We start from the raw sequence: 11,176 nt of genomic DNA, 5'->3' as shown, positions 1-11,176 counted from the left end.
CCCTACAACGCACCCCGACACCCGCGCCGACCGCGGCCCCCTACAACGCCGAGGAGGCGGTCAACGAGGAGTGGCTGCTGCTCGCGACCGCGACGGCGCTCCCTGCTGCCGTCGAGCAGATGCGGTGGCTGGCCGCCGACGACTTCACCCACCCCCTGCATGCCGGGCTGTGGCAGTGCCTGACCGCTCTGACCCGGCGCCGTGCCCCCGTCGACCCGGTCACCGTCCTGTGGGAGGCCCAGCAGCGCGGCCTCCTCACCTCCGAGGTCGAGCCGACCAAGCTGCTCAAGCTCCTCGGAGCACCGGCCGGTTCCCCGCAACACTGGGGCGAGCTGATCCTCCAGCGCTCCGTCCTCACGACCGCGTATCAAGTGGGTTGCCGCATCAAGGCGTTCTCCGACGACCCGGCGACCACCCCGTATCAGCTCGTCGTCGGCAGCCGCCGCGCGCTCGCCGGCCTGTCCGCCGTGCGCACCCGCTGGCACCACGCCACCTCACCAGCGCCGACACCCCTGCCCGCGCGCACCAGGGCTACGGCACCGCCCCGGGCCGGCCCGCCGCTGACCACGGCTCCACCCGCCACGCGCATCTCCCGCTGACCCCGAACCCGCCGGTGGCAGGGGCTGAAACGGTCCGGCCACCGGCAGAAGCGAGCACCTCCTCGTGACGTCCCCCTCCGCCGACGCGCACGTCCTCCTCGACACCCACCCCACACACACCAGCGCCGTCACCGCTACGATCACCGGCCCCCGACAGAACCTGGCCCGCGCTCTGCTGACCGCCCGCGGCTTCGAGGCCCTCCACGAAGACACCCTGGTCATGGCCCGCATCGACAACGAGGAGCCCTACTGGGCCGAGAAGGCCGCACAGGCCCTGACCGCAGACGGCATCACCACCGAGATCACCCCCCGGCTCCGCGAAGCGATCGACGAGGAATGGACCTGGGCCAACTACCCGATGCCCTGGTGTACCCGGGCGGAGATCCGGGAGGTCTCGAACGAAGCCCAGAAAATCCACGACGACATCCGCCACGGCCGACTCATCATCCACGCCCACGCCGACGACAGCGGTACCACCGTCGCCGTCGGCACCTACCGCGACAACGACAAGAGCGTCTACCTCCACGGCGAGAACCACCTGCGGCAGATCGCCGACACCTTCAACTCACCCGCCCAGGCCCTCACCGCCTTCGAACGCCTACATGGCGACACCATGCGGCCCGGCCCCGCGCCCATCACCGACACCGAGCGCGCCGCCACCCAGGCCCGCACCTCGCTCGACGCACCGGCCACAGAACCCGAACCGCCCACCCCGCGGCCGGAGATCGTCCCCGCCTACGCTGCCGATGCCGGCGATCACGACGCCATCTTCGAGCAGTTCCTCGCCGCACACGGCGACTGGGAGAAGTGGCGCACCTTCTCCGACGACACCACCCACGCGATCCACGAATCCCAGACCCTGCGCATCGAGCGCGTCCACGAAGCCGACCCGCGCGAGGCCGCCTGGACCGTGGCCGCGTACGAGACGCCCGTCTCGGACCGGATGTGGCACCTCACGGCGACCGGCACCACCCCCGCCCCCGTGCTCCAGACCCTGCTGCACCACCTCGCCGAAGGCGACGGGTGGGACACCGCCATCGGTAGCCCCGTCGGCGAGAAGACCGTCACCGCCGCCACGAAGCCTCTCACCGACGCCGGCTGGAAGCACACCGTCGACGGACGCTGGATCCGCTGGACAAACCCGTCCGGGGACGCCGGCATCCAGTTCGACGCCTTCGCCGCCCAGAAGCCGAACAGCACACTCGTCACTTGGACCATCTGGGCCGGCCGCAGCATCGACCACCCCACCTGGGCCCTCACGGCATCCCCCTACACTCCCAGCTCGCTGCTGGCCGACCTCGCCGAGAGCCTCGCCCACGGCACCGGAGCCCGGACGCACACTCCCGTGAAGGTGAGGCACACCGCGCACCTCATCACCACCCCCACAGCACTGCCTCCGAGTGCGGCCACGGCACAGGCCAGCCGATCCCACTGACAGAGTTTGAGCTCGGCGTGTCCATCCTGTCGGACACTACGCGTGCCACGGCCAGGCGGCTGGCTATCGCGCGGCACGGGCTCAACCCTGGTTCGCCGAGCCCTGACTTGCGTACTCCAGAAGACAAATCCCTGTCCTTCTCGGATTTTTTGGACTCTAGCTGTTTCTGGCTGGTTGCATGGAACTGTTCCATGCTGTTCTCTGGAGCGGTATGGGACGAGAAGAGTCGTTCAAGCCTGAAGCGCTTCGGCAACTGCGGGAACTAGGGGGAGTGAGCCGTCGCATGCTCGCCGACGCGGTAGGCGTCACTCAGCGGACTGTCGCCTACTGGGAGAGCGGTCAGCGCAAGCCGGAAGCCCGCCAGTTGCACGCTCTGATGAGCTTCTTCAAGGTCGATGTCCACTACCTCACGAACCGACCCAGGGGAAGTGCGACTCTTCGCGATCTTCGACGGGAAGCTGGGTTCAGCAGTGCTGACCGCGCGGCGCAGGCCGTGTCCGGCAGGAAAGTCATGCGCGGCATCAGCTTCGACGGCACCAAGCTGCTCCGTCTTGAACGCGGCTTGCCCGTGCGCGGCACAGCCTGCTCCACCCCCGAGCACGCCGGCCGCCTGGCCAAGGCCCTCGCCCTGGTGTACAAGGTCCCCGAGCACGTGGTCGTTGATGCATGGCGCAGAACCCGGCCTGACGAGCCCGCCCCGGTACTGCCGAGGCCGGGCCCCCGCGCCGGGCGCTCCGCCCTCATGGAAACGTGGAACGGTCTCAATGACCGCCAGCGGATTTACCTGGAAGCCTGCTTCCTTCAAGACGTGGAAGAAGAGCGGGCAGAGCGTGAGCGCTACTCGCGCACCGGCCAGCGTCGCCCCGCCGCCGAGTGGCGGAAGATGACGCTCGCCCTCTACGCCCCGCCGGAGATCACTGGCTACAGCCGTCTTCAGGAACGCCTCCGCGACCGTGGCGTCCATGATCCCGGCACTGGTCCTTCCATCGCCGCACTGAATCGGCGCGGCCTGATCACTGTTCACTACGACACCGTCACGATTCCCGGAGCCGGGCTGATCAAGCGGACCCGAGTCGAGATGACCAAGCGGGGCAGGGCGGTTGCCCGCGCGGCCCTCGGCGTCTCCCTTAGCCAGAGCGCTCCTGCCCCGATGATGTCGGTGTGGCTGTGGCGGACACTGGTGCGTGTTGCCTTTGCCAGTCAGCGCGGCGGCGATTACGACCTGGTCGGCCGGGCACGCCTCCACCTGACGGTAAAGACCGGTCCTGGTCGGGAGGCGCCCTCTCGGGGCTATCTCGAGCACAGGCTCCCCGACGGCGCCACCTGGGGGCGGCACGCCTGGTTTCCTTCAGCCTCCGGCTGGAGACACATCGCCGACTACCTCGCCCAGTATCGCGAGTTGTATCCGATGGTTCCCACCGACGGCCTCGAGGACCTCATCCCGCCGCAGTACCGCACCCCGGTTGTCAGTGGTGGCTCGTAAGCTGCCCGGCATGCCCGAGCACGATGAAGTACATCCGGAAGAATGGCAGTTCGACGAGACAGTCCTGCGGGCCGCCAGCGCGTTTGCGCTGTGCGAGGAGGCCCGCTACAACGACAGTCTCTCTTCCGGGCAGCGCGTCGAGAAGTTGATGGAGGCCCAGGGAGTGATCATGGCGACCGTGGGCCCCCGGTTCCGCGTCACCTTCCGGGATCTACTCAACCGTCTTTCCGGGGACCAGGCCGGGAGCCTCGTTGGTATCTTCCCCGACGAGGCACTCGCCGGCCCCCTACGTAGCCTCCGCTTCCTCGACAGTGTGGGCGTGTCCACTCAGGAGGGCTGCGACCTGCTCTGGGAAGCCGCGGAGATCTTCAAGATCGTCGACAAGAAGCAGCGACGCGGCGAGAGGTTTACCCACTTCGAGCTCGAGAGTGAGTTCGGCCAGGAGCAGGTATTCAAGGCCATTAAGGGCGGCCTCTACGAGCGGCACCGTCGGAACATCATCGAATACCCTGTCTGCGACAAGGAACAGCTGGAGGAACTCGGATTCCCTCCTGCCGTGGCTCAGGTCTTCTATCAGGACATCCCGTCTTACTGCCTCTACAAGCGGCAGTGGTGGTTCGGATGTCCCGCCTGCGCCTATCCCATGCAGGTGATTCCGCACGACGACGGCAGGACCTACGCCGTCAGGTGCCTCTACCCGTGGCACCAAGACACCGGAGCCCGCTTCACCTTCTCTGCCACCCGCGACCAGCCCCCGGTCCTCCATGCCGAGGACCGCATCTACATCCCCAGCAAGGCCGAGACGCCCCTCTATACGGGAGCATCGCGTGAAACCCCAAGAGCCCGCCCTGCTGAGGGATACCGTGCGCTGGTGCGACGTGTCTGGCGCAGCACCTGCATCCCTGGACTCCCAGAACTCAGGCTTGCCGACGTCCTCAAGGAAGCCGCTGCAGGGACACGGTTGGCGGTCCAGGTCTGGCCCGACAACGACCGCGTCGACATCGAGGTCAAAGACGGCGACACCGTCGTCTTCTCCATCGACGTCAAGGACTACACCTGGCCCGGGGCCCTGGCCAAGAAGCTCATCGAGGACCGCGGCGACAAGGGCGGAGCCACCTGGCTCGTAGTACCTGACCACCGCCGCCAGCAGGTCGGCTACCTCACATCCGTCATTCACCGTGAACGCATCGGGATGACGGCCATGGCCGCGTCCGACTTCCTGACCCTGTTCACCGACCGCCTGAAGGAGTACATGTGAGCAGCGGACGCTCCCCCGAGCAAGACGCCCTCCTCGCCGCGTTCGCCCTGGCAAGCCACTTCTTCCCGGCAACCAGCGACGACGGCACACCCATCGCGTCCTTCCGGCACGTGGCCCTGCTCGCCGAACGCAAACCCTGGTCGTTGAAACAATGGGACCAGCTCACAGCAGACGAATACCGTGTCTTCGCCCGCGTCGTCAGAAAGCTGCCCTCTTCCTACACGTCAGTCGACGCTGTTCGCGTCGCGTTCCGGGCCATACTGGGCGACGACAGTGAACATTCCGTGGACCTGACCGACGGACTGTTTGCTCTGCCCTCCGACGGCACGACCGGGCACGTGCTCTGCTACCTGCCCGAGCCTCCACTGGACTACGCCGGCAGCATCATTCGCCGCCACTACACCATGGGCAAACGCCCGCGCGCGCTGGAATTCGCCGGCCCCGGCCACTACACGACCCGCGTCGCCTACCTCGGCAAGGATCTCGGCCGGGCCGCTGTCGGCCTCACCTTCCCCTCAGCCCCCGACTTCGACGAGGCCCCTGGTCACGACGCCCTTCCCCGCATCGTCACCGTTGCTGAGACACCCGAGCTCTCGTTCAGCAAGAAAGAGATCCTGGAGGTCGCCGAACTCCTCAGCCGTCCCGAACGCAAGGCCGGGACCAAGTACATCCGTCGGACCGTGAAGAAGTTCCTGAAGAAGCTCCGTTGCCCCGGCGGCAAGGTCAAGGCCCTGGAGCTGATGAACGGCAGCTTCCAGATCCTCAACGCGCCCACCGGCAGCGGTAAGACGGTCCTGGTGCGGGTGCTGGCCGCGTTGATGGCCAAGCGGGACCTGCGTCTGGGGATTGTCGTCCCGGACGTCAAGGCCACCTTGAAGATGAAGCGGGATATCGGCAGCGATCTTGACTGGCTGTACCAGTTGGAGGAATTCCCTGAGCCCAAGACCTGCGCTGCGCTGATGTCGCCGGCCAAGCGCCACGAACGTGCCTTGGAGTACGGGGCGCTCATGAAGGACACGCCTATCGAGCAGTGGGACGGTAAGAATCTGGAAGATCTTGCCGAGGTGGGCTACGCGTGCGCCCAGAAGGCGTACATGACGGTCCAGGACCCGTTCCCGGCCGGGGAGGAGAACTGCCTGACGCTGAGCAAGCCCGGAGAGAGTGGCACCTACGCCTGTCCGTTCATCCCGGTGTGCGACAAGTTCCGGCCTCTCTACGAGGCGACCCGTGCCAGCGTCATCATCACCAACCACATGAACTTCGTGGAAGGAACTCTGCGAACCGGAGTCGTCTTCGACGGCGACTCCTTCCAGAACAAGCCGCGAGGGACCCGTGGAGCGTCCGTGTTCGAAGCGATGGCACGCATGTGTCATTTGCTCGTCGTGGACGAGGTGGACGCCCTCCAGCTGAGTGCCATCAAGGGATGCGCCAAGGAAGCGGTCCTCGCGTCTCTGATGAGGAAGTCCCTGCTGGACATCGTCGATGACGACAGGCGCAATCTTCCGCCACACCTGCGCGAACTGCTCACGAACTCCCTCAGCCACGCCCGCTTGACCGCCGAGAACCTGCTTCTGTGGCTGGCGAACAAGCAGTTGATCCTCAACCCGCCCGCGCTCAGCAAAGCCCGGGACGACAAGGACGACGCCTACCGCGACAACAAGGGGTGGCGGACTGCGACGTCCCGGGACCGGGAGATCATCAACTACCTGTTCCCCGACGACCACGATGTCGACGAGCCGATCCCCGATGAGCTGTTCACCCTGCTCAACCAGCTCATGCCCGGCAAAGACTCTGACGAGGACCAGCCCGTGGAGCTGCTGCCGATGCCGGAGGGAGCCGACTGGGAGCGTCTTGCCGACCAGCTCTACGACCTCGTCTCTCCACGCGGCCGGCACAACCTGCTTCCCGTAAAGCAGGCCATGCACCAGTCCATTGAGGAGACGGTCACCGAGGACACCGTACGTGCCCGTCTCGTCAACCTCATCACCGTGCGCGCTATCCTGCTGGAATTGGGACAGGCTCTTTCTCTCCTGCGTGAACAGGCGCAGAAGGTCCAGGACCACGACAGCGCCGCAGCCCGGGACATCCTCGCCATGACGTACCGGAGCACGGTCTCCAAGCTGTATCCGACTGGCATGCTGGGTCGCGACATCCACGGGTACCAGGTGACTGGAATCGGTGACGACAGCAAGCCGACAGCCGAACTCCGCGAGAGCGCCACCATCGGTGACCCTCACACGTTCATCAGCGAACTCGGCCGTCTGACCTCGTTGATGGAGGCCGGGGTACGACGTCCCGTCCTTGGCCTGTCGGCCACTGCGTTCTTCCCCCACGCCTCCGGAGAGCACGTCCATGCCCCCGTGGCTTGGTGGATGCCCGACGTCAAGGAGTCCATCAGGGCCAACAGACTGCCCGTCACCAACAGCGATGTGCCTGGCGGAGAGGGAATCCAGATCGCCGGCCTCTACGACGAGCACAAGCTTTCGGCGCTGCGGGAGATGGGCCAGGCGATCTACGAGCAACAGCTTCGGGGGCGTCTCGACTGGCTCGCCCGCAACGACCCCGACCGAGCCCGCTGCATCCTCCAGGTCAACGGCTACAAGCAAGGACTCTACCTCGCCATCGGCATGGCGCAGGCGGAAGGGATGACACATCGCGTATGCGTGCTGCTGCGCCGTGAAGATCTCGCGGAGTACAGAAACATCCTCCCCAAGGGCGTGCGCGCGATCGTCGCCGAGGAGCTGGAGGACTTCCACGAGTTCGGCGACATCCTCATTGCCCCCATGGCCCGGATCGCCCGCGGCCTGAACATCGTGGTCGAGACCCGCTCGGCCATCAGCGACGTCTACCTGTGCGTCCGGCCAGTCCTCAGCATCGAGGACCCAGCATGGATGCATGGCAGCGTCAACGCATGCGGCCAACGTGTCGCGCGCTCCTTCAGCGGGGACGACCCATACGAGGCGATCGAGCACGCCCGCACCGCATCCCGTGAGCACCTGGTGAAAATCCTGCGCTCTCCCACGCGGTTCTCCAGCATGCATCAAGATCTTCAGATGGAGTTGATCAGCTCCATGCTCGTAGAGCTGATCCAACTCGCCGGACGGGCACGACGCGGCGACACCGACATGGATCTATTCGTAGTCGATCAGGCCGCCTTGGGCACCAAATACACGACGGGGCTCGCAGAGGTCATTCGGCTCATCTACGATGCTTGGTCACCGGAGGAACGCGAGATGATGAACCGTTTGTACGGTCGAGCCATCATCGAGTTCCTGCGCTACGCCGAGGTTTCGCACTCGTTTTCCTGACCCCGGCCGGTCTGATCGAAGAGAGGTTCCGGCAGCCGCATGGCCAAGCTCACTACCATCTACACCTCTTCCCTCCTCCTGAACGACGCCGTGCTGGCAGGCCAGTACGCGTACGTGTGGTCCTTCCACGACTGGAGCGACTTCGGCGGAGAAGAACGAAAAGACAAGCCGGAGATTCTCGTCGAGTGGCACAAGTATGGTGCGTGGGCTAGGGAGAGTCGAAAGAACAAGAATCTCCCCGAGGGTGTAGAGGTGGAGATGCTGTGGCCGCTCAGTATCGCCACCACCGCCCTGCAAGCCCTCGCCGAGGGCTACGTCCACCTCGACAAGCACTTCCGCTACATGATCTCCCTCAAGGAGATCGACCCCGTCAAGCTCGCCAAGCTGTTCACCTACCTCGAAGCCGCGGTCAAGGGCACGTCGCTCGACAGCGCCTCCGACACCGGGAAGTCCACACTGCCGGGCCTCATCCGTGCCACCACGCCGGCGAAGCTCTCTCTGGCCGATGCCATCCTCAACCGCGGCAGCCTGGCCCCCAACCCGCCCGACTGGGCCTACCAGGCCGTGCGCTGGTGCATGGCCGACAAGTTCGCCAGGACTCCCTTCACCGAGTACGCCATGAAGCCGGTGACCCCGAAGAGCAAGGAGCCCGAACAGACAGAGGGGAGCAGGGAACCAGAAGAGACGGCCAAGCCCCGGCAAGCGGGATGGGCAAAGGACACCGAAACCGCCGTCACCCTCACCTACCGGCCACTCAGCGACGGCAGCGTTATCGCCTGGGACCACCCCTTCGGACCCGCCTTCGCGCACATCGGGCACCCCCCAAGCGCCGAAGCGACACAACAGATCGCTGACAACTGGTCCGACCTCGCAGAAGACTGGAGCGCCCGGGACTACGCGCTCTCCCGCATTGACACCAAGATGGCCACCTTCACCGGCTACACCAACCCCGTCATCCACTTCCACGGCAGCAACCGGCGCATCAGCAACGCCGTCATCTACGCCAAGACCGCCATGGTCGACTGCGGCGGCGACAAGCCGGTCCTCTCCCTCAAGCTGGACGGCCCCGGAGGCTTGAAGTCCGCCAACCGATACGGACTGGAGATCGCCGCCCGTCTGGACGTCGACCACACGGGCCTGCTCGCGGTCCAGACCCGGGCCAATACGGAGATCGACAAACGCAGCTGCGGCGAATCACTCACCATGGAGGCGCCCGGCAAGGTCCGGCCCCTGCACGCCACCACGCCCAAGAGCAACGGTGTCGGCACCGGCACCGGCACCCATCACCACCGCCTGATCATGGAGCACCTCCACGCCTCCTTCGCCTCGGAACTGACCGGGAACGGCGAAAGTGACAGCGAAAGCGGCGCCGTACCCGTGATGACCCTGGTCAGTGACAGCAAAGGCTTCGGCAAGCGGTACTTCCAGGACACATCCCACCTGCAGTGGGCGCAGGGGAAGACAAGCGACGACGAAAGCAGCAAGAAAGCAGCTGCCCGTTTCCAGGACAAGGTCGGTCTCCCCTCCCCAGAATCCATCCAGCGCTCTATCGAAAAACAGGGCGAGAGCAAGCTGGTGTATCTCGGCCTGTGGTACCGATACCCCACGCGGCGGCGCATGGTGCAGGCCCTCGCCTGCACCTATGGCATCGATCCCGAGACGATCAAACCCTCACTCAGCGAGGTCGAACTCCGCCCCGGTATCCGCCTGGTGCTTCACAAGGCAGAAGAACTCCTTCAACACGGCACAGGACGCGCTGACATCCGCCGCGCTGAAGTCGACGCGATCATCAACCGCTACAAGGAACCGGGGACCCGCCTGGTCGTCTGGTGCGAAACCGAGATGCCCCGCACCGACCAGGACGGTGCAAACACGCCGGCCAACAGCAGCCGCACGGCCCGGAAGAGGGCTGAGGAGACCGAGAGGAACGAGAAGGACGCCAAGCACGCGGTGCGTGGTCTCTTCGCTGAAGCACGCGTACCCAGCCAATTCACCATCGGCGCCAAGCTCCAGCACCGCAAGGGAACGGCCGCACCCGTCCTGACCGAGGTTCAGCCCCAGAAGAAGGAGTACCACAAGGACCACGCCGCGTTCAGCGCCGTCCTTGACATGCACCGCAGCCTCGGCGTTGTCGACGACCGGTACGAAGCCACTCTCCACGCCGGCAAGAACCCGCTGCCCCGCATCGCCTACTGCGGTCTGCACTGCCGTATGCAGACCAAGAGCAACCTCTACCGAGGCGAGCCCCTCTGGATCACCACCGCTGCTGCGCTCATCCCACCCATCAAACCCGGCGGCGTGTGGACCATGCTCGGCTGGAGCAACATCACCAACACCTGGGCCCCGTACTACGACGCGAACACCGCCTTCCACGCCAAGAACTACCCCCTGCACAGCGAAAGAGACGCGAGCAAGACGCGAATGGATCGGTGGTGCGAGGTCGGCAGCGACGCGGCCCGTGCGCTGGTACAGCTCCAGCAGAGGCCCGAAATGGCCGGTCTCGATCTCGCCGTCATGCTCGATGGCCATGCATGGCGTCGCATTTACCCTGGCTTCCACAACAGGAGCTTCGGCCTGACCCCCGACAGCCTGCCCGAGGACGACAGGCGTCTATGGACTCCGCACCAGGACATCGCGGACGAGCGTCTGCACCCGATCAGCTACATCCGCATCAACACCATGCAGGACGAACTTCCGCGCTTCGTCTACGCCGAGAAAGAGGGCATGACCAAAAGCCGGCTGGCCAAGGGACTCGACCCCTTCATCAAGGTCAGCCAGTATCTCGCCTGGCCCGGCCACCGCCCCGAGGGACACCCCTGGTTCCTCTTCAGCGAATCCCGCACCCACAACCGCAGCCGCCTCGGGGACGACCGCACCCGCTGGCGCGCAAGCGACGAGAGAGACTCGCGGAGGGACAGTGAGCTCAACGGCAACTGGCACTCCATCACCACCCGAGAGATCAATCCCATGTTCACCCGCCGCTACTCCCGGGAAGACCTCGCCCGAGCCACCGCCTGCCTCTCCCATCAGGCCATGGCCTGGTCCGAGCGCACCCGCTACCCCGCCCCCCTGCACGCCGCACTCCAGATGGAC

General features: G+C 65.7%; 6 protein-coding genes. All 6 read left to right on the top strand.

The window, feature by feature from the left end:
* Positions 1 to 599: DnaB-like helicase N-terminal domain-containing protein (locus tag C1I97_RS21375; RefSeq protein WP_309147818.1), on the top strand; the 599-nt coding region annotated here is incomplete at its 5' end.
* 64 nt (positions 600 to 663) lie between these two features.
* Positions 664 to 2,034, top strand: a complete 1,371-nt coding sequence (locus C1I97_RS21370; RefSeq protein ID WP_111004831.1) for a DUF317 domain-containing protein — start codon at positions 664 to 666, stop codon at positions 2,032 to 2,034.
* Positions 2,035 to 2,212: 178 nt separating this feature from the next.
* The gene (locus C1I97_RS21365) at positions 2,213 to 3,517 is read left to right on the top strand and encodes a helix-turn-helix domain-containing protein (RefSeq protein ID WP_111004830.1); all 1,305 of its coding nucleotides are present in this window, start codon (positions 2,213 to 2,215) and stop codon (positions 3,515 to 3,517) included.
* A 10-nt stretch (positions 3,518 to 3,527) separates the two neighbouring features.
* Entirely contained in the window at positions 3,528 to 4,775 is a 1,248-nt protein-coding gene (locus tag C1I97_RS21360; RefSeq protein ID WP_146608254.1) for a restriction endonuclease-related protein, read from the top strand.
* Positions 4,772 to 8,083, top strand: coding sequence for a hypothetical protein (locus C1I97_RS21355; RefSeq protein ID WP_111004828.1), 3,312 nt, complete (start codon positions 4,772 to 4,774; stop codon positions 8,081 to 8,083). The genes C1I97_RS21360 and C1I97_RS21355 overlap by 4 nt, the downstream gene beginning before the upstream one ends.
* A gap of 39 nt (positions 8,084 to 8,122) precedes the next feature.
* On the top strand, positions 8,123 to 11,176 hold a 3,054-nt coding region (locus C1I97_RS21350), incomplete at its 3' end, for an RNaseH domain-containing protein (RefSeq protein ID WP_111004827.1).

The sequence above is a fragment of the Streptomyces sp. NTH33 genome, from assembly GCF_003236365.1.
Taxonomy (GTDB): Bacteria; Actinomycetota; Actinomycetes; order Streptomycetales; family Streptomycetaceae; genus Streptomyces.
This window is presented reverse-complemented; position numbering and strand designations above follow the sequence as displayed.

Coding starts and splice junctions, on each gene's coding strand:
- C1I97_RS21365 (WP_111004830.1), top strand. CDS start 2,213: ATGGAACTGTTCCATGCTGTTCTCTGGAGCGGTATGGGACGAGAAGAG.
- C1I97_RS21360 (WP_146608254.1), top strand. CDS start 3,528: ATGCCCGAGCACGATGAAGTACATCCGGAAGAATGGCAGTTCGACGAG.